We start from the raw sequence: 23952 nt of genomic DNA, 5'->3' as shown, positions 1-23952 counted from the left end.
TAAACACATTAGCACTTCAAATTCATCGACTAGTTCTATTTTTGAGTTGTTCGAAATTAATTTCCATTGCTGGGAAACTCTTCTCTGCGTTCAGAATGACAAAGACGACTAATATTTTCTTAAATTTGCCGTCTTAAACTTTTCTATTATGCCTGCAATTTCCTTTTTTAAAGAATCCATCAATTACAATCTTCCTCAGAAATTAAAGGTTAAAAAGTGGATTAAAGCTACCATTGAAAAAGAAGGATTCAAATTACAGGAGCTTAATTTCATTTTTTGCAGCGATGAATACCTTTTGGGTATTAATCAACAGTACTTAAACCATGATACCTACACAGATATTATCACTTTTGATAATTCTGAAGTGGAAAAACAAATTGTGAGCGATATTTTCATCAGTATTGAACGTGTTAAAGAGAATGCAAAAATTTTTAAAACAAACGATTTTGATGAGGTTTGCCGCATAATGATTCATGGAACCCTACATTTACTTGGCTATAAGGATAAAGGTAAAACAGCCAAAGCCTTAATGACTCAGAAAGAAGATGAATATTTAGGTTATAGAAGTGATGTTGATTTAGTTTAAATTTCTCCTCCGTTCTCGTCGATATTGAAGTGGATTGCTTCTTTTCTCGCAATAGAACCTCCTCCCATTCGCATTGATTTAGAATGAATTATACATCCAAAAAAACAATGTTATTTTCGTTTGAGTGGAAACTGTTCATATAAGTTACTATACCACAACGATATAAACCCGATTGTAACCAAAAGCTTTTTCTGCTTTTGTTGAAGTAAAAAGCGGGGCTGCTCTTCCCTATTATCTCCGAAAATTGCTTTTCAAATAAAAATTTTTCTTCCTGTTCGTCTAATAGTTACAGGCGTTCGTCGATAATTAGTCTACGCTGGTATATTACCGCAAATCTGCGTGCAACCTTTTCTTCTTGTTGCAGTCTTATATTCAAAACAACAACAAAAAGATTTAAAAAATTAAAAATATACGGTTATGAAAACTTCTATTAAAACATTATTTGCAGCAGCTTTAACAACAATTATTTTAGGTACTGCAAGTGTAGCCGCAAACGCTACAGAAAACAATACTAATTACACCAATTTAACTTCGGTTAAAAATATCAGCAAAATTAAAATCAGCGGTAACGTTAAATTGATTTTGATTCAGGACGCTAAGGAAAGTGTTGAAGTTTACGATAACTACTTTGCTAAAAACGCTTTAGTGCAGCAGCAAAATGGTGAGTTAAGAATCAGCTCATTCACTAAAGAAGCACTTACGGTTATTGCACATGTGAACAATGTTTCATCTATTGAAGCCTCTAACACTTCTACTATTCAAACTGCAGGAAACTTTAATTTATTAGACTTAAATGTGGTTTTAAATGATGCGGCAACTGCAGATATTAAAGCGAATACGGTAAACCTGAGCACAAGTATTAATGGCACTGCTAACCTAGTGTTAAGTGGTTCTACCGAAACTTATAGTGCTGTTTTGGGCACATTTGCTAAGGTGGGCATGAATGATTTTACCGCTAGTAATAGCAATGTTAGCACTGCGCCAGTTATTGCAACTTATAGTGCAAACAGATATGAAGATATTAAAGTTGATTTCTTAGAAACTCTTTTCTAGGCAACAAAATAAAGATAAAGTTTAGTTTTAGTTAATGATTGAAGCAGCGGCGGAGCGATTCCAGCCGCTGTTTTCGTTTATAAAACAAGTGTTTAATATGCTAAATAAATAAATTATCCATGCAGATCCTTTTCATTTGTGGTTAAGTATTCATGGGAAACAATCAATATTTTGCCATTTTTAGTAGATACAGAAGCTCTTTAAAATATGCTTACGTTGTTCCAAAAATTTTATCCGTACTTTTGCACTAATTTTCCTTTATAAATCCGAAATACACAAAAATTGAGCACACTAATTGCGGCAGAAGGCTTAGGTCATGGTTATCATGATGAATGGCTATTTAAAAATTTAACCTTAGGCATTAACTCTGGTCAGCGTGTTGCGTTGGTAGGAATTAATGGGGCTGGTAAGAGTACACTTTTGAAATTATTGGCAGAAAGGTTCCCTCCGCTCGAAGGTAAGATTGTAAAAAATAAAGCTGTTAAGATCGGTTTTTTAGATCAGGAACCTCAATTTACAGAAGGTTTCTCCATCAGCGATCATATATTTTCTTTAGAAAATAAGCAGCAGCAGCTGATTAAGGAGTATGAGGAATTGATTGAAGATCCTAATCCTGACGAGAAAACACTTAATCGATTATATGAAGAATTGAGTGAGCATAATGCTTGGGAATATGAGCATGAGATTAAAACCATTTTGAATAGAATGGGCATTACTCACTTGCAACAAAAAATATCTACGCTTTCTGGTGGACAAAAGAAACGTTTGGCGCTTGCTAAGCTTTTAATTGAAGACCCTGAGATTTTAGTTTTAGATGAGCCCACCAACCATTTGGATATTGATACTATTGAGTGGCTGGAGAAATTGTTAACCACAGGACAAAAAACAATTCTATTAGTAACCCATGATCGGTACTTCTTAGACAATGTGTGTAATACCATTGTAGAATTGGATAGAGGAAAGATTTTCAATTACAATGGAAATTACGCTTACTATTTAGAAAAGAAATCAGAAAGGGAAGCGTTAGACGCTACAGTTCAACATAAGAACCAACAGTTATTAAAGAAAGAATTAGAGTGGATGAGACGCATGCCGCAGGCACGTGGAACAAAATCTAACGCCAGAATCAATGCATTTTACGATTTAGAGGAAAAAACAAAGAAAAAGTCTGATAATCAGACTATTAACCTCCAAATGAAGATGTCTCGCCAAGGCGGGAAGATTATTGAGATCGATCATATTGCAAAAGCCTTTGATGGGCGTCCGATTATCAATGATTTTAGTTATACTTTCAAAAAAGGAGATCGAATTGGTTTAGCTGGTAAAAACGGTACGGGTAAATCTACGCTTCTAAATATTATTACTAGTCAATTAAGTCCTGATGCAGGCACGGTTGACACTGGAGAAACCACAGTTTTTGGTTACTACAAACAAGGTGGTTTAACATTCGATCCAAAAGAAAGAGTGATCGACATTGTAAAATCAGATGCTGAATATATTAAAATGGCCGATGGTTCTGTGATTACAGCTTCTGCCCTATTAACGCTTTTTCTCTTCCCGCCTAAGAAACAACATGGCATGGTGGAGAAGTTAAGTGGTGGCGAAAAGAAGCGTTTGAACCTAATGAAGGTTTTAATGCAGAATCCAAACTTCCTGATTTTGGATGAGCCGACTAATGATTTAGACATTGACACTTTAAATGTATTGGAAGAATTTTTAGAAAACTTTCCTGGAATTTTGATGTTGGTTTCTCACGATCGATACTTACTTGATAAGATGAGTGATCAGCTTTTCATTATGGAAGGCGAAGGTGTTGTGAAGATTTACAATGGTAACTATTCAGAATATCGTTTAAGTTTAGACCAACCAAAAGTTAAGACTGAAGTTAAAAAACCTGTCACCACCGACATTGAACAAGCTCCTGTTAAAGCTGCAAAAAAGTTAAGTTTTAAAGAACAAAAAGAACTTGACGACAGCGAAAAAGGAATGAATGAAACTGAAAATAAAATAGCTGAATTAACTGGAAACTTACTTAAAATTGATGCTTCAGACTATGTAAAAATTCAAGAAGTTTCTGATGAAATTGAAAAGTTAAAACTTAAACTTGACGAATTTACCATGCGATGGTTGGAGCTTTCAGAGTAAAACTTTAAAGCAATTCTAATTGGTTTTCTACGTTATGTTTCACGTGGAACATTAAAATTAAAATGAATTTAACGAGCAAGTTTTCTGAGTAAAAGATTAAAAACAAAGTTGTTTCACGTGGAACAATTGAATAAATAAAAGATAAAATGTTTTCAAAATACGATTTGATTGTTGTTGGTGCAGGCCACGCTGGCTGTGAAGCTGCCGCTGCTGCTGCCAATTTAGGATCATCTGTTTTATTAATAACAATGAATATGGGCACCATAGCCCAGATGAGTTGTAACCCAGCAATGGGTGGAGTAGCAAAGGGGCAGATCGTTCGTGAGGTTGATGCTATGGGTGGGTATTCAGGTATTATATCTGATAAATCGACGATACAATTCAGAATGCTCAACAAATCTAAAGGCCCAGCAATGTGGAGTCCAAGAGCGCAGATAGATAGAATGCGGTTTGCGGAAGAATGGCGTTTAGCTCTTGAAAAGACACCAAATGTAGATATGTGGCAAGATAGCGTTGTTGGCTTGTTGGTTAAAGATAATACAGTATATGGCGTAAAAACTTCACTAGGTATAGAGATAGAAAGTAAAGCTGTTGTGCTAACAAATGGTACCTTCCTTAACGGTGTAATGCATATTGGCGAAAAGAAATTTGGTGGTGGTAGAACGGCTGAAAGAGCATCAACTGGTATTACTGAACAATTAGTAGAACTGGGCATGGAAGCTGGTAGAATGAAAACTGGTACCCCACCCCGAGTAGATGGAAGAAGCTTAGATTACACCAAAATGGAAGAGCAGTGGGGAGATGAAAATCCTGGTAAATTCTCGTACACTGATACCGAAGTTTCGACTGATCAAAGGTGTTGTTGGATTACTTATACAAACAGTGATGTACACGAAACTTTAAAAGAAGGCTTCGAAAAATCGCCGATGTTTACGGGGAGAATTAAAGGCTTAGGCCCGAGATATTGTCCATCTATCGAAGATAAAATTAACCGTTTCGCTGAACGAGATCGACATCAAATTTTTGTAGAGCCAGAGGGATGGAATACTTGCGAAATTTATGTAAATGGATTTTCGACTTCTCTTCCAGAAGATGTACAGTTCAAAGCATTAAGATTAATACCAGGTTTCGAACAAGCAAAAATGTTTAGACCAGGTTATGCTATTGAATATGATTTCTTTCCACCTACTCAATTATCGTTAACATTAGAAACTAAGTTAATCAGTAATTTATTTTTAGCTGGTCAGATTAATGGTACTACAGGTTATGAGGAAGCAGCTTGCCAGGGTTTCATGGCTGGTATAAATGCACATCAAAAAATTACTGATAAACACGAACTGATCATGAAAAGATCAGATAGTTATATCGGCGTTTTAATTGATGATTTGGTAACTAAAGGAACCGAAGAACCATATCGCATGTTTACTTCAAGAGCTGAGCATCGCTTGTTGTTAAGACAAGATAATGCAGATATTCGCCTATCTCCTATTGGTCATGAATTGGGTTTAATCTCTGACGAACGTTTAGAAAAAGTAAACCAAAAAATTGCTAAAGCTGATGCCTTGGTTAAATTTACTAAAACACAGGGTATTGAAATGGGCGATGTAAATGCAACTCTTGAGAGTTTAGGTTCAAGTCCTCTAAATCAAAATGTAAAAATAAATAGTTTAATAGCCAGACCACACGTTGGCTTGCAAGACATAATTAAAGTAAGCAAACCTTTAGCAGAAGTAACAAAGGATTTAGATAACGAAACGATTGAACAAGCTGAAATTAAGATTAAGTATGAAAGCTATTTTGAAAAAGAAAATGAAATTGTAGCGAAAATGCTTAAGATGGAAGACAAAGAAATTAAGTCCGATTTCGATTATAATAAAATAGTTTCCATATCAAAAGAAGCTCGGGAAAAATTATTTAAGATAAAACCACGTACTTTAGGTCAAGCATCAAGAATTTCCGGAGTTTCACCTTCAGATATATCAGTTTTAATGGTCTACATTAATAAGTAGCTGATAATCAATTATTTAACTAAAAATAAATAGACTTTAATTAAAGCTATACAATCAAAAAAAAACATTTTTTAATATTAAGATTCCAAAAACAATAAAAATGCGTTAAAACGCTTAAAATATGCCAAATTTAAAATCTCAATATTTTAACCTTATAAGTTTTATTGCCCTGGCAATTATTCTACAACTTTTTGGTTGTGCCTCTCCCCAACCAGTAACTGGCGGACCACAGGATCGTACTCCACCAAAAGTTTTAAATATGACACCAAAAAATTTGACAAAGAATTTTAGTGCTAAAAAAATAGTTATAGAATTTGATGAATATTTTAAGATTCAGAATGAAACAAAAGAATTTTCTATCTCGCCAGAATTAGAAAAAGCGCCAATATTAAAAATTAAAAAGAAAGCTTTAGAAATTACCTTGCCAGATACATTAGAGAAAAATACGACTTACACATTAAATTTTGGTAAAGCTATTGCCGATATTAATGAAAGTAATGTTATCAAAAATTTAAGTTATGTTTTTTCTACGGGCAACGAAATAGATTCATTAAGCTTAGCTGGTAAGGTAACTAGTGCATTAACAGGTGAAGCTGAGCTAGAAGCCACCGTATTTATACTTCCAGCAGAAAGAGATTCTTTGTTTGGAAAAAAAAGACCTTCAATTTATACCTTAACAGATAGCTCGGGTAATTTTAAATTAAATAATTTAAGAGCAGGAACTTATAAAATATATGCACTAAAAGAAGCAACTGGTGGCGACAAAATTTATCAGCAAACATCAGACGAAGTTGGTTTTGTGAAAGATCCTATCGTAATTGGGAAGAATAATGAGAACATTAACTTAAAGGTTTTTAAAGAAACTGCTCCTGAATTTAGGGTTCTGGAAAGAAAAATAAATACGGATGGTAGTTTATCTTTAACCTTCACGCAACAGTTAAAAAAGCCCACTTTAACGATTACAGAACCTGCATCTGTTGATGAAGGAAAAAGAGTAATGTTTAATTTATCTAACGATACTGCTAAAGTTTGGCTTAACGATTTAAGTTTTGATTCAATTAAGGTTGCCATAAAAGATGAGGGAAAACTACTGCAAACCATAAACATAAATCGTGGTAAAAAGGATACTTATGTAAGGGACCTTACCCCTATCGACAATACAAATAATGGCAAACTGAATCCTTATCAAAGTTATACATTAACATTCCCACTGCCTATTAGTGCTGCAGATGCTTCTAAAATAACTTTGCTTGATGATTCTATTAAAAGAACAAACTTCGTACTGATAAAGGATAGCACAAACTTTTTAAAATACAAAATTACCTTTCCTTGGAAAGTAAAAAGAACGTATGATCTGAAGTTTACAGCTGGTGCATTTACTGGAATATTTAACGCAAAGAATAAAGAATTTACTAAGAAATTTACTTTAGAACCTACAGAAAATTATGGAACACGAGCTTTAACCGTTCAAGTCCCTGATACAACTAAGAATTATATTGTAGAGTTTATTAACGAAAAAAAAGTACCTATAAAATCTTATGTTATCAATAAAAAGACAAGAATTCTATTAGCCAATTTTGCCTCAGGTAAATATTTTGTAAGAGTTATTTATGATGAAAATAAAAATGGTGTCTGGGATACAGGAAATGTAAAATTAGGTACTCAGCCAGAAAAGATTTGGTATTCACTAGAAGAACAATCAATTAGACCGAACTGGGAAGTAGAAAACACCTTAACAATTCCAGAACCTAAATAAATTAAGGATTGGTAAACCAGCCTGAATACATAATATAATTATCTGGTAACTTATTTAATAAAGCCCTTTGCTCTTCAGTGATGGGCTTTATTTTTTTAGCAGGAGTTCCAGCATACAGATGACCTGTTTCGCAAATTGTATTTTCTAAAACTACAGAACCAGCAGCTATAATGCAATATTCTTCTATAACAGCATGATCCATTACAATTGCTCCCATCCCAATTAAAACATTGTCTTGTACCTTACAACCATGCACAATTGCATTATGCCCAACGGATACACGACTGCCAATGTGTGTGGAAGCTTTTAAGTATGTTGCATGAATTACAGCACCATCTTGAATGTTTGATTCATTTCCAATGGTAATCTTATTTACATCGCCTCTAATAACGGCATTAAACCAAACCGAACAGTTATCGCCAAGTATAACATCGCCAACGATTGTAGCGTTTTCTGCAATAAAATTATCTTTTCCTATTTCAGGATATTTATTTTTAACGGGTAGTATTAAGGGCATATTATAGTTTTTTGTTTTTAATTATTTTATTTGAATAGCTTATTTGTAAGTCTAAAAAACTAACAAACCAGAAACAAAAAAACTAAAATACTGTGTCAATTAATTCTTCTGCATGATTTGGATAATCTGTGGTATAGTGTAAACCACGACTCTCTTTACGTTGCATGGCAGATTTAATCACCAAATAAGCGGTTTGAATTACATTTCTCAATTCACAAAGTTTAACAGAAACCTTATTCTTTTTATAAAATTCCTCTGTTTCCTGGTAGATTAAAAACAATCGGCGATGTGCTCTTTCTAAACGAAAATCTGAGCGAACAATTCCCACATAATCACCCATAATTTTTTGCAGTTCGCGAAGGTTATGCGTTACCAAAATGTCTTCATCAGTTTGTGTTACACCTTTAGAATCCCATTCAGGAATATTTTCAGGAATTATATTCTTTTCAAAATTTTCGACCGCATCCTGATAAATACGATGAGCAAAAACGGTAGCCTCGAGTAAAGAATTTGAAGCCAAGCGATTGGCGCCATGTAAACCCGTCGAAGAACATTCTCCGCATGCATAAAGATTTTTTATGGATGAACGACCATATTCATCTACTAATATACCTCCACACATGTAATGAGATGCTGGTGTAACTGGTATAAAATCCTTTGTCATATCTATACCAATAGATAAGCATTTAGCATATATATTAGGAAAGTGCTTTAAAATATCAGCTTTCTTACGCATAGTGATATCCAGATAAACAAAATCATCGCCCGATTTTTTCATTTCATTATCCACCGCTCTGGCTACAATATCACGAGGTGCTAACGATTTACGCTCATCATACTCTTGCATAAACTCTTCACCGTTCTTACGACGAAGAACCCCACCAAAACCTCTGACTGCCTCGGAAATTAAGAAAGATGGATACTCTCCAGGATGGTATAAAGCTGTTGGATGGAACTGAATAAACTCCATATTTCTCACTTTTCCTTTTGCGCGGTAAACCATTGCCATACCATCGCCAGTTGCAATAACAGGATTTGTGGTAGCAGAATACACGTGTCCCGCGCCACCAGAAGCCATAACCGTAACGTTTGCCACAATCTTTTCCACATCGTTAAGCTCTGTGTTAAAGGCATATATACCGTAACAGTTAATAACTTCACTACGCTTATCAACAAACTCACCAAGGTGATGCTGGGTAATTAACTCTAGTGCGAAGTAGTGTGTTAATATCTCTATGCTCGGATTCTCGTGAATTTCATTTAAAAGTACCCGTTCAATTTCATAGCCAGTGATGTCTTTATAGTGTAAAACACGATGCTCCGAGTGACCACCTTCCTTTGCTAAATCATAAAAACCAGAGTTGTCTTTATCGAAATTTATACCATAGTCAATGATCTCCTGAATTCGTTGAGGCCCCTCTTTTACAACGATTTCCACTATTTTTTCATCACACAAACCATCGCCAGCAATTAGTGTATCTGTTATATGTTTTTCAAAAGAATCATCCTTATCTACAACAACTGCTACACCGCCTTGAGCATATTTTGTATTAGATTCATCTTCATTTGATTTGGTGACGATTAAAACCTTCCCAAACTTGGCAGCCTTAAGTGCAAAACTTAAACCCGCTATACCTGAACCAATTACCAGAAAATCTACTTTTCTCATTTAAAAAACATTTACTTTATCAACGATGTTGATAACTATAGAACAACTGTTAGCTTTATGTAGAAATAATGCTAACAAATAAATTTGAATGTTTAAAGCTACTGTAAAAAGACAATTTGCCACAATCTTTTACTCAATTTTTAAGCACCTTTGTACAAGTAATTAACTTTTCACACACTTATAAACAATTAACATTCCAATATTGATAAAATTTAAGTCATTTTTCGATAGTGCTGAAAATCAATCTTATCATATTATAAAAATGTAATCTAAATGTTAGTAAACGATTAACAACTTATATAAAAGAATAAATTTTCGAAACTTGCCAACAATACTAACACACTAATAAACAAACAAGATTTATTTATTTAAAATAACTTATTAATTATTGAGACGTGGAAAGCTTTATCTTTGACCAACGTCAAAATTCAAAAAAGGAAAATTACAAATGAACATAGATGTCTTAGAAGAAATTAACAAAAAAGGTTTTGTAGAAGAAGAAATTGATCCTACGCTTGACTTATTTGTTGAGATTGAAAAATTAAAGAAGGAAAAGAATGCGATTATTTTAGCGCATTATTATCAAGAACCTGATATTCAAGATATTGCTGATTATATTGGTGATAGTTTAGGTTTATCTCAAGAAGCTGCGAAAACTGACGCTGAGGTAATTGTATTCGCTGGCGTGCATTTTATGGCCGAAACAGCAAAGATATTATCGCCTTCAAAAAAGGTTTTATTGCCAGATGTGAAAGCAGGTTGTTCTTTGGCTGACAGCTGTCCACCTCATCTTTTTAAAATATTTAAAGAGAAATATCCAGATCATTTGGTTATCACTTACGTAAATTGTACTGCTGAGCTAAAAGCTTTGAGTGATATTGTTTGTACGTCGACAAATGCTGTTCAAATTGTAGAAAGTTTACCTAAAGACCAGAAAATAATTTTCGGTCCAGATAGAAATTTAGGTGCCTGGGTTGCAAAAAAAACAGGTAGAGATTTAGTGTTGTGGAATGGGGCTTGTATGGTTCACGAGATTTTTTCGAAAGAGAAAATTACGAAGCTGAAAGAACGCCATCCGAATGCTAAATTTATTGCGCACCCAGAGTGTGAAGATGCTGTTTTACAAATGGCCGATTACATTGGTTCAACAACAGGCCTTTTAAAATATGCTATTTCTAATCCACCAACTGAATTTATTGTTGCTACAGAAAGTGGAATTATCCACCAAATGGAGAAAGCCTGTCCAGATAAAACATTTATTCCAGCACCGCCGAATAACAGCTGTGCCTGTAATGATTGTCCGTATATGAAAAGAAATACTTTAGAAAAACTATATTTATGTCTTAAAAATAGCTCGCCAGAAGTAAATGTTCCTGAACATATTATAGAACAGGCTCGTAAACCAATTCAGAGAATGCTTGATATTTCTGCAGAATTAGGACTCTAAAAAAGCTTTCATTGCCTCGCAATGGAGAAAAGAAAATAAAAAATGAAAAACAACATTCTTAAAAATTACGCAGGCTTATTGTGGCTTTTGGCAGGTATAACTGTTGGAAGTATAGTTGGTTTAGTTTTCGGGAAAAGTGTTGAAAGTATAAAACCATTAGGTGATATATTTTTAAATCTGTTGTTCACTGCCGTTATTCCCTTAGTATTTTTTGCGGTTTCATCAGCAATTGCGAATATAGATAGATCTAAAAAACTAGGAAAATTATTAACTGTTATGGTTTTGGTTTTCCTGTCAACAGTTTTAATATCTGCTATGTTAACCCTTGTTGCCACTTGGGTTTTTCCTATCCATCAGCAATTAGTAACTAGCGTTTTACCTACTGAAACAGAAAAAATTCAATCAGTTGGAGAACAAATGACGCAACTTTTAACTGTTGGAGAATTTTATGAAATTGGGAGCCGAAAAAATATGCTGGCGCTCATAATTTTTTCAGTTTTAGTTGGTTTTTCTACCTTATATGCGGAAGAAGCTGGTGATGGTTTTAAGAAATTTCTAGTATCTGGAAATGAAGTAATGAAAAAACTTATTATCCTAATTATGAAATTAGGACCAATAGGTTTAGGTGCTTATTTTGCTTACCAGGTTGGCGTTTTCGGTCCCCAACTTTTCGGCACATATGCAAAAGCCTTAGGCTTATACTACGGATTGGGCGCATTTTATTTTATAGTTTTTTTTACTTTATATGCATTTATTGCAGGCGGTTTTAAAGCGATAAAAGTTTTTTGGAAAAATAATATTGTACCTTCTTTAACCTCTGTAGGCACTTGTAGCAGTATTGCAACAATACCAGCAAATTTAGAAGGAACTACAAAAATGGGCGTTCCTGCTTACATAACAAATGTTACCATTCCACTAGGATCAACTTTACATAAAGATGGTTCGAGTATTAGTTCAATTATAAAAATTGCTGTAGTTTTTGCCATTTTTGGAAAAGATTTAGTACATGTGGATACCATAATTTTAGCATTGGGAATTACGGTTTTAGTAAGCATTGTAGAAGGCGGAATACCTAACGGAGGTTACATTGGCGAATTATTGATGATTTCTGCCTATCAATTGCCGCCCGAAGCTTTGCCACCAGCTATGATTATTGGAACTTTGGTAGATCCGATGGCTACTTTATTAAATGCAACTGGAGATAATGTTGCTGCTATGTTAATTGCCAGATTTACTGAAGGAAAAAACTGGATGGAAAGTAAGTTATAAGCAAGAAATCTTTATGCTGAGTAATTCAGCGTATATTTTACTTAAATGATATTTAAAGAAATTGGGGCTTTGCCCTTTTACTGCAAAAAATAAGAATATGTTTGAAAATAAGGAGCGTACAGATATAAATGAGTTAGGCGAGTTTGGTTTAATAAAACACCTAACCACTAATTTTAAAATAAGAAATGATTATTCAGTAAAAGGTGTTGGCGATGATGCGGCTGTTTTAGACGCTAAAGGGAAACAAATTTTAGTTTCAACTGATTTATTACTTGAGGGTATTCACTTCGATTTAGCTTATGTGCCGTTAATGCATTTGGGTTACAAAGCAGTTCAGGTTAACCTTAGTGATATTTATGCAATGAACGGAAAAGCAAGTCAAATTACGGTTTCACTTGGTTTGTCGAGTAAATTTCCACTAGAAGCTGTCGAAGAAATTTATAAAGGAATTGAATTAGCTTGTAATAAATTCAACATCGATTTAATTGGAGGCGATACTTCATCAAGCAAACAAGGTTTGGTAATTAGCATTACCAGCATTGGTTACGCCGATGCAGATAAAGTAACTTATAGAAATGGTGCCCAGGAAAATGATTTGCTTTGTGTTTCTGGCGATTTAGGTGGTGCTTACGTTGGCCTTCAAATCTTAGAAAGAGAGAAATTAATCTATTTAGAAAACCCACAAATTCAGCCAGATTTAGAAGGGAAAGATTATATAATAGAAAGACAATTAAAGCCAGAAGCACGTATGGATATTGTTGCGCTTTTGGAAGAAATGAATATTAAACCAACTTCTATGATCGATATTTCAGATGGTTTAGCTTCTGAAATTTTGCACCTAGCAACTGAAAGTGATAAAGGAATTACCATATACGAAGAGAAAATTCCTTTAGATCCAATGACTTATGAAACTGCTCGCGAGTTGGGGATTGACCCAACAGTTTGTGCTTTAAGCGGTGGTGAAGATTATGAATTGTTGTTTACCATCTCTCAGGAAGACTATAAAAAATTAAAGCACGACGTAGACATTACTGTAATTGGCCATGTAACTGATAAAAACTCTGGCTGTAAAATGGTTTCTAAATCTAATAATGTTCACGAATTAAAGGCCCAAGGTTGGAACGCATTTAATAAGTAAATTAGAATAAAATGAGATCAATCTGTCTGATTGCTTTGATGTTTATTTACATCGCAAACTGCTTTAGTCAGGAAAAAAGTTCGTCTAAAAAATTTGATGACATCCCTTTTTTAAATAAAATTGATTTTATTGATTCCAAATATGACCAACAAAAGTTCGGTTGTGCCTTTTTGCTGAAATTCGATAAGGATACTTTTGGAATTACAGCTAAACATCTATTAAAATTTATCAAATCCCCGCAAATGGAAGGAGTTTCATTTGAGAATGGAATAAAAAGGTGGAGCTTGTACGTTTTAAACAAACCATCAGAAAATGTTATAATTGATAAATTATTGAATGAAAACAAGAAAGAGCCAATCCTAGAAAAATCGACTTATGATGATGATTGGTTGGTTTTCTCATTAAAAAACAACTTTTCGAAAGCAAAAGCGCTTGAAATAAGAGAAAAACCTTTAATTTCTGGTGAGAAAGTTTATGTTGTTGGGTGGACAAGAAAAATGGAAAATGGTGAACAGAGAATTTATGAATTTGAATATTATAAAACGATTGGTAAGCGCATTTTATTAAAAGATATTATTGTTCCTGAACAGTTCGGAGGACTAAGCGGAGCACCAGTTGTTGACGAAGATGGTAAAGTTGTTGGTATTGTATCAGGTAAAACAACTGATCCAGATTCTGGAAAATCATATTTTGCTCCTTGCGCTATCATTGGATTAAAGGTATTTTTAGAAAATTTGCATCAAAAAAAATATTAAGAGTCAGCTTTATATTCCACACTCGGTGGGTGTCCTCATCCGCCGAAACTGTCCTATTCCTCCAAATATTTAATATCAATTTGTTTATTATTTTTCACTTTAGCCCCTAGCTTTTTAAGATTTTCAATTTTATTAATCATATTACCAGAGCCTTCTTTTAGTTTATTGAATGCTCCATCATAAGCTTTTTGTGTTGAGCCGATATGTCTCCCGATATCTTCCATGTCTTTTAAAAAGCCGACGAATTTTTCATAGAGAAATCCTGCTTGCTCTGCAATTTCAAATACATTTCTATTTTGCCTTTCCTGTTTCCACATACTGGCAATGGTGCGCAATGTAGCCAGCAAAGTTGAAGGACTTACAATTACTACTTTTCTATCCCAGGCAAAATTAAATAACTCGGCATCCTTTTGTACAGCGATACTAAAAGAAGATTCAATCGGAACAAAGAGCAGAACAAAGTCTGGAGAATTAATTTTGTATAGATCCTGGTAGTTCTTTGCAGATAATTCCTGAATATGATTTTTTATGGAAGCTAGATGCGCTTTTACATGGCCTTCACGCTCTTCTTCAGTCTCTGCAGATACAGAACGTTCATAAGCAACTAAACTTACCTTAGCATCAACTACGAGATGTTTATCATCAGGTAAATCTATAACCACATCTGGCTGGTATCGCCCGCCTTCGGCGGAGGTATGCGAAGCCTGAATTCGATATTCCTGATCGCGAACTAAACCAGAGCGTTCTAGAACCTTTTCCAATATAACTTCACCCCAATTTCCCTGCTTCTTACTATCGCCCTTTAATGCTTTAGTTAAGTTATTTGCATCTTCTTGAATTTGTTTACTTTGATCCATAAGCAAAGAAATTACACCTTTTAAGGTATTTCTTTCATCCGATTCCGCTTTGTAAACTTTTTCTACCTTATCTTCAAAAGCTTTAATATTTTCTTTTAGTGGATTTAAAATAATATCCAGATTTGTTCTATTCTGTTCAACAAATTTAGTCGATTTCTCTTCTAAAATTTTATTAGCAATTAATTCAAAATCTTTATTAAACTTCTCCTGGTTCTGCTCTAAACTGGCTTTTTGCTCAATCAGTTTTTCTTTTTCTGCTATGTAAAAAGAACGTGTACTTTCCAATTCACGGTTAGCATCTGCAAGCCGATCTCGTTCTGCCTGTAATTCGTCAATTAAGCGTTTTTGTTCCTGTTTAAGTAAAAGAGTTATATTTTCTTTTTCAGCCAATAAATTAGAAACACGTTCATCTGCCTTAGCTAAATTAATTTTTAGCATTTCATTTTCGCCCTTTAATTTTTCAAAATCCTCAATAGAAATTAAAGAAATAGCTGCCTGTGGTTTCTTTAAAAACAAAAGCACCAAAACAATTAAAATAACGATTAGTAAAGCAATACCAGTAACTTCCATAATGATAAAAATTTTAGTAAAAATGAATATTAAAAACAGATATACCAAAAAATATTAGTTAATGTGAGATGGATATAACGAAAAAAAATATTTATAATTGAGCTTTCTATATTGCAAATGAATGATTTAACAATTCTTATTTCCTGTCCCGATCAAGTTGGTTTAGTAACCAATATTACCAGGGTTTTGGCTAGCCATCAATTAAATATTATCGCCATGCGAGAATTTGTTGATGAACAAAACAAAGCCTTTTTTACCAGAATAGCTTGTACTGGAGTTTTCGAAGAAACCGAAAAACTTAAAGAAAAATTATTACAAAATTTGCCTGATGAAGCAGAAGTTACCCTCATTACTAAAAAGGAAAAACAAATTGTTGTTTTAGTAACTAAAGAATACCATTGTTTGGCTGAAATACTGATTAAAAATCAATTTAAAACATTGGGAGCAAATGTTAAGGCCGTAATTGGTAATTATGAAGAATTAAGAGATTTTACCGAAAAACTAGGTATTCCTTATTTTTATGTTACCCATATTGATAAAGATAAAAGTCAGTTCGAAAAGCAGGTAAAAGAAATAATAAATCAATTTGATGCCGATTATTTGGTATTAGCGAAGTTTATGAGAATCTTATCTTCAGATTTTGTGAAGGATTATTCAGCAAAAATCATCAATATTCACCATTCCTTTTTACCAGCTTTTATTGGTGCAAACCCTTACAGGCAAGCTTTTGAGCGAGGTGTAAAAATTATTGGGGCTACAGCTCATTTTGTTACCGAAAATTTGGATGAAGGCCCAATAATAACTCAACACACTACACATGTCGACCATAATTTTGGTGTAAAGGAAATGATTCGTGCAGGAAAAGAAATTGAGAAAAAAGTTTTGTTAGAAGCCTTAGAACTTATTTTCGAAGATCGTGTTTTTGTAAGTGGAAATAAAACGATTGTGTTTAAATAGTAGCATTCACCGAAAGCAATTAAGCTTATAAACTTTTCAAAACCAATTCGGCGACATCTGCACCAGTTTGCGAACCCATTGCTACGCCCATCCCATTACACCTAACAGCGCAAAAAACGTTGGGCTTGGCTTCAGTAATAATTGGATTAATTTGTTTTCCAAAAGCCATAATTCCGCTCCAACGATGCTCTATTTCAAAATCTGTATTGGGTAAAATAACTTCTCGAAGTAAATTTTCTAATGTAGATTGTACACCATCAGTTTGTCCGAATTCAGTTGTTTCTTCGGCTTTAAAATCCAAATTTCTACCTCCACCTAACAAAACCCTTCCATTAATATTTCGGAAATAATAATAGCCTTTATCGTAATGGAAAGTGCCTTTAATTTTTAAATTCTTAATAGGTTTGGTAACTAAAACCTGACCCCGACCAGGAGTAACATCCAAATTGGGTATTAATGTATTCACAAAAGCGTTTGTAGTAACAATTGCCTTTTTGCAACTAAAATCTCCATCCTTGGTTTTGAGTAAAACAGCAGAATTTTTAGAAACTATTTTTTCTACTTTGCAATTATTAAAGATCGAGATGCCGATTTGTTGAGCATATTGAAGCAGGTTAAACATCATTTTCCCTGTATCAATCTGTGCTTCGTATCGGTTTGCTATTAAATTTTTTATACCTTTTAGCCCAAACGTCTTTATAATTTCGTTTTTTAAATAGAAAGCATTTAATCCAATTATCGTTTCAATAAGTTTATTAAAATGTTCAATTTTAGATACACACTGTTCGGTCAAATCAACTTCACTTTCTCTAAATAGTTCATACCCACCGAAAGGCTTATAATCAATTGTTCTGTCACCAAGTAATTGCCTCAGTTTTAGTAAACCTTTCCATCGGGTTTCGATTAAATTCACCAAACCATCTGTACCACAAATTCTTTCCTGTTCAATCAGTTCAGAAATACTGCCGAAGCAGGCAAAACCTGCATTTTTAGTACTTGCACCCGTTGGTAAAAAGCCACTTTCTAAAACCGAAATTTTTAAAGAAGGCGAAGATTTTTTAAGGTGAATTGCTGCATTTAAACCAACAATTCCACTGCCAATTACAACAACATCGTAATCAAAAAAAGATGTCTTTTCCCAGTAAGATAATGCGTTAGCCATGCTATAAAAATAATACATTTTATACGCCTTACAATATGGGAACGCTTTTTGATATATATGTATCTGAAAAACATACACACAAGAAAATGGGAATTTATTTAATTATAATAGTCCCGGTATTATTACTGAGCATGTTTGTACAATGGCGTTTTAGACACAAATTTTCTAAATACGCAGAAATGCAATTAAGCTCGGGCTTATCGGGTAAGGAAGTGGCGGAGCGAATGCTGCACGATAACGGCATATTCGATGTGAAAGTGATGAGTACCGAAGGGCAACTTACAGATCATTACAATCCATCAGATAGAACGGTAAATTTAAGTACCGATGTTTATTATAGCCGAAGCGTAGCAGCGGCGGCAGTTGCAGCACACGAATGCGGTCATGCGGTTCAACATGCAAAATCATATACCTGGCTTAATCTGCGCAGTACAATGGTTCCAGTGGTAAGCATATCGTCGAATTTGTTGCAATGGGTTTTATTATTAGGCGTAATGTTGCTTGTATTTGCAGTTACACCAATCGTTTTGGCAATTGGAGTGGTAGGCTTAGCTTTGGTAACCCTATTTAGCATTGTTACACTACCAGTCGAGTTCGATGCCAGCAACAGGGCATTAGCCTGGTTAAAAAACAACAATGGCGTAATGCAAACGCAGGAAGAGAATGCACAGGCTAAAGACGCCCTTTGGTGGGCAGCCATGACCTACGTTGTTGCAGCCGTTGGCGCATTGGCCAATTTACTTTACTATGCATCAATGCTTTTCGGAAGAAGCAGAGATTAAAATATTTTCATCTACTTATGAAAATTGAAAAGCGGCTCGGAATTAATTTTTCGGCCGCTTTCGCATTTAACATCCTATGTTTTCAATTTTTATAGAATGGATCGCTCAGCGAAATAAATTAATGGTTTATAAGATTTGAAGCGGAAAACCTGTGGTACTTTTGTTAATACAGTACCGCCAATACTTCAATCTTTTGGGCGATTTTTAGTGGTAAATTAAAGTTTACGCAACCAAAAGAATTTCCGTTTATGTCGGGGCTAATGGGCAAAAATAGTACTTCTCGGTTTTCTGATGAGCAAGAATTTAAAACCCCTTATTCATTTATACTTTATGGAGAAATCTTTAAAATTAGGGTAAAGAGATAGCTTCTGTATTCACAGATATAGCTTTGTTTAAAATCTTGAGATTTCTCTGCTGAACTGCAACAACGGTACCGCGACTTGCGGCCGCCAATACCGCAAAGCTTTATTTTACAAAAAAAAATATAGAAATTAGTTTAACCTATAAGGTGCTACCAGCTGAAATTCAGGAATATCTACATCAAATTCGGCATCATCTACAATGCGTTTCATTAAGTATTTCCCCTGCATGCTGCCCATATCTGTTTTTAAATTACATCCAGAAACATAAACGTGACTTTCACCAGGCTCAATAATTGGCTGTAAACCAACCACACCCTCGCCTTCTACTTCGCGGCTACTGCTGTTTGAATCGAAAATAAACCATTGACGGCGCATTAACTGAACTGGATAATCAGAAAGATTAGAAATTTCTACACGATAAGCGAACATAAAATGCTCGTTAGCCGGATTCGAATATTCTGGCTGATATATCGTTTCTACCGAAACCTTAACTCCATCTGTAATTGCTGTAACCATGATGATTTATACGAATGTACAAAAAGCTTTTCAAAAATCAAGCCAGTTGATTGGCAGGATCGTAGTTGGCAAATTTTTCTGCCACTTCGTCTAAAATGCTGTAAATATTGGCTATATCTCCCTCAGAAACCAATCGCATGCGGTAGGGTTTAAAATCGGGCAAGCCTTTAAAATAATTTGCGTAGTGGCGGCGCATTTCAAAAATGCCCGTTTTCGGGCCTTTCCACTCTAAAGATTTATCGAGATGGGTTCTGCAAACATTAATTCTTTCTTCAATGGTTGGGCCTGCTAAATGCTCGCCAGTTTTGAAGAAATGTTTAACCTCACGGAAAATCCATGGATAACCAATCGCAGCACGACCAATCATAATTCCATCAACCTCATATTCCATGCGCCAGTTGGCTGCTTTTTCAGGACTATCTACATCTCCATTGCCAAAAATTGGAATTTTAATGCGTGGATTGCGTTTAATTTCTCTAATTAACGACCAATCGGCTTCGCCTTTGTAAAGCTGTGCCCTGGTTCTGCCGTGTATGGTTAAGGCTTGTATTCCAACATCCTGAAGTCGTTCTGCAACTTCATAAACGTTTTTACTATCATCATCCCAACCCAAACGAGTTTTTACGGTAACTGGCAAATGCGAAGCTTTAACAACAGCTTCGGTCATTTTTACCATTTTATCAATATCACGAAGCAAGCTAGAACCCGCACCTTTGCAAACCACATTTTTAACCGGACAGCCGTAATTTATATCGACCAAATCGGGATTGGCAGCAGAAGCAATTTCCGAAGCTTCACGCATGTGTTCAATATCTCCACCAAAAATCTGAATGCCAATGGGGCGTTCGTATTCAAAAATATCCAATTTTTGAAGGCTTTTTGCCGCATCTCTTATTAATCCCTCAGAAGAAATAAATTCGGTGTACATCAAATCTGCACCGTTCTGTTTACAAACAAAACGAAACGGCGGATCGCTCACATCTTCCATCGGAGCAAGCAATAATGGGAATTCACCTAAATCTATATTTCCTATCTTAACAGACATTTTCTATCTTCAACGATTAATAAAAACATACAAAGGTATAAATAATGAACGTTGTAACACCTAATAAGGAAGAAATCAACCCTTTCCTGCAATTACTTTTACTTTTATTTTACGCAGTTGTTGGTGCTGTAATTTTTACAATTATCTCATTTGTTTTTATTTTAGCCATTTATGGGTTCCAAATTGTAAAAGATTTTAACCTTATAGCATCTGGCGATCCAAGATATACCGATGCCTTAAAAATACTTCAAATCGGTACCTCAATCGGTATGTTTGTATTGCCACCAATTGCATTAGCCTTTACCAACGGAATAAAAACATCTAACTTTTACGCCTTTGCTAAACCGAAATTTATATTGCTAATTCTGGTAATTCTAATTATGATAGTTTCCATGCCAATTATGGAGTGGACAGCGGTTTGGAATCAGAAAATGGTTTTACCCGAAGGTTTGAAATGGCTCGAAAAGTGGATGAAAGAGAGCGAGCAATCGGCAATGAAAATAACGATTCAGTTGTTAACCGTAAGAAACAATTGGGATTTTATCGTAAACCTGATTATGATTGCAGTTTTACCTGCCATTGGCGAAGAATTAATGTTTCGTGGTGGTGTGCAGCGTTCAATCAATAAAATGTTTGAAAATCATCACGCAGCGATTTGGATTTCGGCAATTATTTTCAGCGCCATACACATACAATTTTATGGCTTTCTACCAAGATTGCTTTTGGGCGCAGGATTTGGATATTTATATTATTTCAGTGGAAGCATTTGGTACGCCATGTTAGCACATTTTTTAAATAATGCTTATGCAGTTTGTGCGGCATTATATATGCAAAAACACAATATGCCACTCGATAAAGCAGACGACCCAGTTGGTTTTACTTGGTATGCCTATTTAATTAGTGCAATATTAACCATAGCTTTGTTTATATTTTTTAAAGATACAGCACAACGTGAGCGAAAATTGGGTTAAAGTGTACACAACCGGCGATGCATTTGCCGCCGAAGTATTAAAGCAAGGATTAGTCGAAGAAGATATTCCTGCGGTTATCATCAATAAACAACTTTCTGCCTATAATATTGGCGAGATAAATGTTTTGGTAAACAAAGTCGATTTCGATAAAGCAATCGAATATATAGTTAAAAACGAAATAGAATAATTTATCGTTATAACTTTTATCTTTCATATCTTATCTTAAAACATAAATGAAAACCCGGGCAATAACCGCTTTCTTTTTTACCATTGTAATGCTTGGTTCTGTTTTTTTAGGAACTTACGTTTTTACCGCTTTTTACCTTATTTTAAGCTTACTTTCTTTGTTCGAGTTTTATAAATTGATTAAAAACTCGGGTATTAGGCCCCATAGAAATATTGGTTTGGCGGCAAGTGCTTTAATATTTTTAATGGCGGCGGGTTTGCATTATTTAAAATATGATGTTAAATATCTTTTACTTTGTATCCCTTTAATTTTTTCGGTTTTTATAACCGAACTTTATAAAAAGAGCAAAATTCCATTTGCCAACATATCTTACACTTTTGTGGGTTTTGTTTACGTAACCTTTCCTTTTTGCTTTTTTCATGCATTGGGTTTTATCCACAGCTGGAGCGAATATAACTTTCATTTTCCTTTGGCCTTTTTATTAATGCTTTGGGCAAACGATACTGGCGCTTATATGTTCGGTGTAAAATATGGTAAGCGTAAACTATTCGAACGCCACTCGCCTAAAAAGAGTTGGGAAGGCTTTTTTGGCGGAATGTTAACTGCTGCATTGGTCGGATTTGGTTTATCATTTCTATTTAAAGAAACTACACCAGTTGTTTGGGTTGGTATGGCTATTTTAATCGCTAGTTTTGGTACACTTGGCGATTTGGTAGAATCGATGCTTAAACGCAGTTTGGATACAAAAGATAGCGGAGGCCTGCTTCCTGGCCATGGCGGTTTGTTAGATCGTTTTGATGGCTTATTGTTGTCTGCGCCTGTTGTTTACGCGTATTTGTATCTAATCTTATATTAATATTTGAAAAGATTCTGAAGTAATATATAATTACGGTAGTCTGGCTTTTTGTTCCAATCTTTTTTGTGTGTGTATTTTGCTCTATTCATCGTAATTACAGCAAAAAAGAATTTTCACTGCAATCCAGTTTATTTAACTTAGTTGGTGCTGCTATTTACTAGCCACAGCCGAAACAACGTAATAATCACGATTTACTTTAAAGCCTGCATTACTTTGAATTTCTTCGTTTTTCTGCGCTGATTTTATAATTTCAAAACCAGAATCTTTTAAAAATTTATGTGCTTTTAGTTCATCATAAAGCTCGAAACCAAATTTAGTAAAAGGCAAGGTTTCCATAAAGCTTTTATCAGCAAAAGCAATAATTAACATACCCTTATATTTTAAAACGCGCTTAATTTCTTGGAGATATTGAATGGGATTTTGCCAGAAGTAAATGGTATTTACTGTAAATATTTTATCAAAGTAATCATCTTCAAAAGGTAATGTTGTGCCATTTGTAAGGAAGAAAGAGGCTTGCTTGTTGGTAATAAATGAAGCATTAATTTTCTCCGCCTCGGCAATAATTGTTTTAGAAATATCGGCTCCAAAATAAGTCAGGTTTTCTGCCTTATTAAAAATATCAGCGATATGAGCCGCGTTGCCATGTCCAAGCTCCAAAATAACATCATTCGGTTTGAGCAACAAAGCCTCTACAGCGCTTCTTGTCATTCCGATGTTACTAATGTTCATCATCTCTCCTGTTTTAACGCCGTACTCGCCATCAGGACAGCTCAATTGCCTGGCAATTTCCTTTAAGTGTTCTGCTGAAGGTTGATTTTCCATATTGCAATTTAACAAAATTGAAGAACAGAAAATTTATACTTTATCTATAAATCTTTATAAAATTATTAGCAATTATTTAATTACCTGTACAGGTTTCTTATTCTCATCAATTGCAACGAAAGTAAAATCGCCATGAACCGCTAATTCCCTACCTTCGGCATACATTTGCTCAATATAAATTTCTACATTAACTTTTAAGCTTGTATTGCCCACTTTGGTAACTTGTCCTATTAATTCAACAATTGTTCCTGCTGGAATCGATTTTTTAAAATCAATTCTATCGCTACTTACGGTAACCATTATTTGTCGGCTAAAACGAGTTGCAGTTATAAAAGCAACCTCATCCATCATGTGCATAGCTGTTCCTCCGAAAAGGGTATCGTAATGATTAGTTGTATTGGGGAAAACAGCTTTAAAAATACTGGTTTTCGAAGTTTCGATTCTTTGTTCTAGGGTCATGTTGATTTATATAAAATGCCACGGAAACACGGTTTTATAAAGAGAAACTATGTTTCTGCGCT

At 34.5% G+C, this 23952-nt stretch carries 22 protein-coding genes; 14 read left to right on the top strand and 8 right to left on the bottom strand.

All coding sequences use genetic code 11. The annotated features are described in order from the left end of the window. Positions 1–148: 148 nt before the first annotated feature. From ybeY to ACZZZI_RS10130, 5 genes are all read left to right on the top strand, one after another. Positions 149–586, top strand: a complete 438-nt coding sequence (gene ybeY, locus ACZZZI_RS10150; protein WP_463489354.1) for an rRNA maturation RNase YbeY — start codon at positions 149–151, stop codon at positions 584–586. A 417-nt stretch (positions 587–1003) separates the two neighbouring features. Then, positions 1004–1639, top strand: coding sequence for a GIN domain-containing protein (locus ACZZZI_RS10145; protein ID WP_463489353.1), 636 nt, complete (start codon positions 1004–1006; stop codon positions 1637–1639). 282 nt (positions 1640–1921) lie between these two features. Further along, positions 1922–3784, top strand: coding sequence for an ABC-F family ATP-binding cassette domain-containing protein (locus ACZZZI_RS10140; RefSeq protein ID WP_316754815.1), 1863 nt, complete (start codon positions 1922–1924; stop codon positions 3782–3784). 146 nt (positions 3785–3930) lie between these two features. After that, positions 3931–5793, top strand: a complete 1863-nt coding sequence (mnmG, locus tag ACZZZI_RS10135) for a tRNA uridine-5-carboxymethylaminomethyl(34) synthesis enzyme MnmG (protein ID WP_463489352.1) — start codon at positions 3931–3933, stop codon at positions 5791–5793. Between the two features lie 121 nt (positions 5794–5914). Continuing rightward, entirely contained in the window at positions 5915–7549 is a 1635-nt protein-coding gene (locus ACZZZI_RS10130) for an Ig-like domain-containing protein (protein ID WP_463489351.1), read from the top strand. Position 7550: 1 nt separating this feature from the next. On the opposite strand, the gene ACZZZI_RS10125 is transcribed toward ACZZZI_RS10130, so the two are convergent. Both ACZZZI_RS10125 and nadB read right to left on the bottom strand, forming a co-directional pair. After that, on the bottom strand, positions 7551–8066 hold the full coding sequence (locus ACZZZI_RS10125) for a gamma carbonic anhydrase family protein (RefSeq protein ID WP_463489350.1): 516 nt from the start codon (positions 8064–8066) through the stop codon (positions 7551–7553). A gap of 82 nt (positions 8067–8148) precedes the next feature. Further along, positions 8149–9735, bottom strand: coding sequence for an L-aspartate oxidase (gene nadB, locus ACZZZI_RS10120; RefSeq protein WP_463489349.1), 1587 nt, complete (start codon positions 9733–9735; stop codon positions 8149–8151). Positions 9736–10183: 448 nt separating this feature from the next. Between nadB and nadA the strand changes: the two genes are divergently transcribed. From nadA to ACZZZI_RS10100, 4 genes are all read left to right on the top strand, one after another. Continuing rightward, complete coding sequence (nadA, locus tag ACZZZI_RS10115; RefSeq protein ID WP_463489348.1) at positions 10184–11182, top strand: quinolinate synthase NadA; 999 nt, start codon at positions 10184–10186, stop codon at positions 11180–11182. A 42-nt stretch (positions 11183–11224) separates the two neighbouring features. Continuing rightward, positions 11225–12451, top strand: a complete 1227-nt coding sequence (locus ACZZZI_RS10110) for a dicarboxylate/amino acid:cation symporter (RefSeq protein WP_463489347.1) — start codon at positions 11225–11227, stop codon at positions 12449–12451. 97 nt (positions 12452–12548) lie between these two features. Further along, on the top strand, positions 12549–13589 hold the full coding sequence (gene thiL / locus ACZZZI_RS10105) for a thiamine-phosphate kinase (protein ID WP_344768344.1): 1041 nt from the start codon (positions 12549–12551) through the stop codon (positions 13587–13589). A gap of 38 nt (positions 13590–13627) precedes the next feature. Further along, the gene (locus tag ACZZZI_RS10100) at positions 13628–14344 is read left to right on the top strand and encodes a trypsin-like serine protease (protein ID WP_463489346.1); all 717 of its coding nucleotides are present in this window, start codon (positions 13628–13630) and stop codon (positions 14342–14344) included. 53 nt (positions 14345–14397) lie between these two features. On the opposite strand, the gene ACZZZI_RS10095 is transcribed toward ACZZZI_RS10100, so the two are convergent. Further along, on the bottom strand, positions 14398–15771 hold the full coding sequence (locus tag ACZZZI_RS10095) for a DNA recombination protein RmuC (protein ID WP_463489345.1): 1374 nt from the start codon (positions 15769–15771) through the stop codon (positions 14398–14400). 117 nt (positions 15772–15888) lie between these two features. Between ACZZZI_RS10095 and purU the strand changes: the two genes are divergently transcribed. Next, the gene (purU, locus tag ACZZZI_RS10090) at positions 15889–16728 is read left to right on the top strand and encodes a formyltetrahydrofolate deformylase (RefSeq protein ID WP_463489344.1); all 840 of its coding nucleotides are present in this window, start codon (positions 15889–15891) and stop codon (positions 16726–16728) included. A 25-nt stretch (positions 16729–16753) separates the two neighbouring features. Here purU and ACZZZI_RS10085 read toward each other — a convergent pair whose 3' ends face one another. Next, on the bottom strand, positions 16754–17890 hold the full coding sequence (locus ACZZZI_RS10085; protein WP_463489343.1) for an NAD(P)/FAD-dependent oxidoreductase: 1137 nt from the start codon (positions 17888–17890) through the stop codon (positions 16754–16756). Positions 17891–17976: 86 nt separating this feature from the next. Here ACZZZI_RS10085 and ACZZZI_RS10080 point away from each other — a divergent pair, with 86 nt between their 5' ends. Beyond that, entirely contained in the window at positions 17977–18672 is a 696-nt protein-coding gene (locus tag ACZZZI_RS10080; RefSeq protein WP_316756816.1) for a zinc metallopeptidase, read from the top strand. Between the two features lie 491 nt (positions 18673–19163). Here ACZZZI_RS10080 and apaG read toward each other — a convergent pair whose 3' ends face one another. Both apaG and dusB read right to left on the bottom strand, forming a co-directional pair. After that, complete coding sequence (gene apaG, locus ACZZZI_RS10075) at positions 19164–19550, bottom strand: Co2+/Mg2+ efflux protein ApaG (protein ID WP_316754791.1); 387 nt, start codon at positions 19548–19550, stop codon at positions 19164–19166. Between the two features lie 37 nt (positions 19551–19587). Then, positions 19588–20595, bottom strand: a complete 1008-nt coding sequence (gene dusB, locus ACZZZI_RS10070) for a tRNA dihydrouridine synthase DusB (protein ID WP_316754789.1) — start codon at positions 20593–20595, stop codon at positions 19588–19590. A gap of 44 nt (positions 20596–20639) precedes the next feature. On the opposite strand from dusB, the gene ACZZZI_RS10065 reads away from it, so the two are divergent. Genes ACZZZI_RS10065 through ACZZZI_RS10055 form a run of 3 tightly spaced genes read left to right on the top strand, consistent with a single transcriptional unit; the run spans position 20640 to position 22609 of the window. Then, entirely contained in the window at positions 20640–21566 is a 927-nt protein-coding gene (locus ACZZZI_RS10065; RefSeq protein ID WP_463489342.1) for a lysostaphin resistance A-like protein, read from the top strand. Then, entirely contained in the window at positions 21547–21753 is a 207-nt protein-coding gene (locus tag ACZZZI_RS10060; RefSeq protein ID WP_316754785.1) for a putative signal transducing protein, read from the top strand. Before ACZZZI_RS10065 ends, ACZZZI_RS10060 begins: the two co-directional genes overlap by 20 nt. Positions 21754–21799: 46 nt before the next feature. Beyond that, entirely contained in the window at positions 21800–22609 is an 810-nt protein-coding gene (locus ACZZZI_RS10055) for a phosphatidate cytidylyltransferase (protein ID WP_344768359.1), read from the top strand. 150 nt (positions 22610–22759) lie between these two features. Here ACZZZI_RS10055 and ACZZZI_RS10050 read toward each other — a convergent pair whose 3' ends face one another. Together ACZZZI_RS10050 and ACZZZI_RS10045 are read right to left on the bottom strand one after the other, a co-directional pair. Further along, positions 22760–23431 carry a class I SAM-dependent methyltransferase gene (locus ACZZZI_RS10050; RefSeq protein WP_463489341.1) on the bottom strand — a complete coding sequence of 224 codons (672 nt, stop codon included), beginning with the start codon at positions 23429–23431 and terminating at the stop codon, positions 22760–22762. 72 nt (positions 23432–23503) lie between these two features. Next, positions 23504–23890: an acyl-CoA thioesterase gene (locus tag ACZZZI_RS10045; RefSeq protein WP_344768363.1), complete on the bottom strand. Its 387-nt coding sequence runs from the start codon at positions 23888–23890 to the stop codon at positions 23504–23506. Positions 23891–23952 lie beyond the last annotated feature (62 nt).

The organism is Pedobacter sp. AC190 (assembly GCF_979258025.1).
This window is presented reverse-complemented; position numbering and strand designations above follow the sequence as displayed.

What these genes read in the sequence shown, in the direction of transcription:
- purU (WP_463489344.1), top strand. Translation starts at nt 15,889, where the DNA reads ATGAATGATTTAACAATTCTTATTTCCTGTCCCGATCAAGTTGGTTTA.
- ACZZZI_RS10080 (WP_316756816.1), top strand. Translation starts at nt 17,977, where the DNA reads ATGGGAATTTATTTAATTATAATAGTCCCGGTATTATTACTGAGCATG.
- apaG (WP_316754791.1), bottom strand. Translation starts at nt 19,550, where the DNA reads ATGGTTACAGCAATTACAGATGGAGTTAAGGTTTCGGTAGAAACGATA.
- ACZZZI_RS10095 (WP_463489345.1), bottom strand. Translation starts at nt 15,771, where the DNA reads ATGGAAGTTACTGGTATTGCTTTACTAATCGTTATTTTAATTGTTTTG.
- ACZZZI_RS10100 (WP_463489346.1), top strand. Translation starts at nt 13,628, where the DNA reads ATGTTTATTTACATCGCAAACTGCTTTAGTCAGGAAAAAAGTTCGTCT.
- dusB (WP_316754789.1), bottom strand. Translation starts at nt 20,595, where the DNA reads ATGTCTGTTAAGATAGGAAATATAGATTTAGGTGAATTCCCATTATTG.
- nadB (WP_463489349.1), bottom strand. Translation starts at nt 9,735, where the DNA reads ATGAGAAAAGTAGATTTTCTGGTAATTGGTTCAGGTATAGCGGGTTTA.
- ACZZZI_RS10045 (WP_344768363.1), bottom strand. Translation starts at nt 23,890, where the DNA reads ATGACCCTAGAACAAAGAATCGAAACTTCGAAAACCAGTATTTTTAAA.
- ACZZZI_RS10050 (WP_463489341.1), bottom strand. Translation starts at nt 23,431, where the DNA reads ATGGAAAATCAACCTTCAGCAGAACACTTAAAGGAAATTGCCAGGCAA.
- ACZZZI_RS10055 (WP_344768359.1), top strand. Translation starts at nt 21,800, where the DNA reads ATGAAAACCCGGGCAATAACCGCTTTCTTTTTTACCATTGTAATGCTT.
- ybeY (WP_463489354.1), top strand. Translation starts at nt 149, where the DNA reads ATGCCTGCAATTTCCTTTTTTAAAGAATCCATCAATTACAATCTTCCT.
- ACZZZI_RS10130 (WP_463489351.1), top strand. Translation starts at nt 5,915, where the DNA reads ATGCCAAATTTAAAATCTCAATATTTTAACCTTATAAGTTTTATTGCC.
- nadA (WP_463489348.1), top strand. Translation starts at nt 10,184, where the DNA reads ATGAACATAGATGTCTTAGAAGAAATTAACAAAAAAGGTTTTGTAGAA.
- thiL (WP_344768344.1), top strand. Translation starts at nt 12,549, where the DNA reads ATGTTTGAAAATAAGGAGCGTACAGATATAAATGAGTTAGGCGAGTTT.
- ACZZZI_RS10085 (WP_463489343.1), bottom strand. Translation starts at nt 17,890, where the DNA reads ATGGCTAACGCATTATCTTACTGGGAAAAGACATCTTTTTTTGATTAC.
- ACZZZI_RS10125 (WP_463489350.1), bottom strand. Translation starts at nt 8,066, where the DNA reads ATGCCCTTAATACTACCCGTTAAAAATAAATATCCTGAAATAGGAAAA.
- ACZZZI_RS10145 (WP_463489353.1), top strand. Translation starts at nt 1,004, where the DNA reads ATGAAAACTTCTATTAAAACATTATTTGCAGCAGCTTTAACAACAATT.
- mnmG (WP_463489352.1), top strand. Translation starts at nt 3,931, where the DNA reads ATGTTTTCAAAATACGATTTGATTGTTGTTGGTGCAGGCCACGCTGGC.
- ACZZZI_RS10110 (WP_463489347.1), top strand. Translation starts at nt 11,225, where the DNA reads ATGAAAAACAACATTCTTAAAAATTACGCAGGCTTATTGTGGCTTTTG.
- ACZZZI_RS10065 (WP_463489342.1), top strand. Translation starts at nt 20,640, where the DNA reads ATGAACGTTGTAACACCTAATAAGGAAGAAATCAACCCTTTCCTGCAA.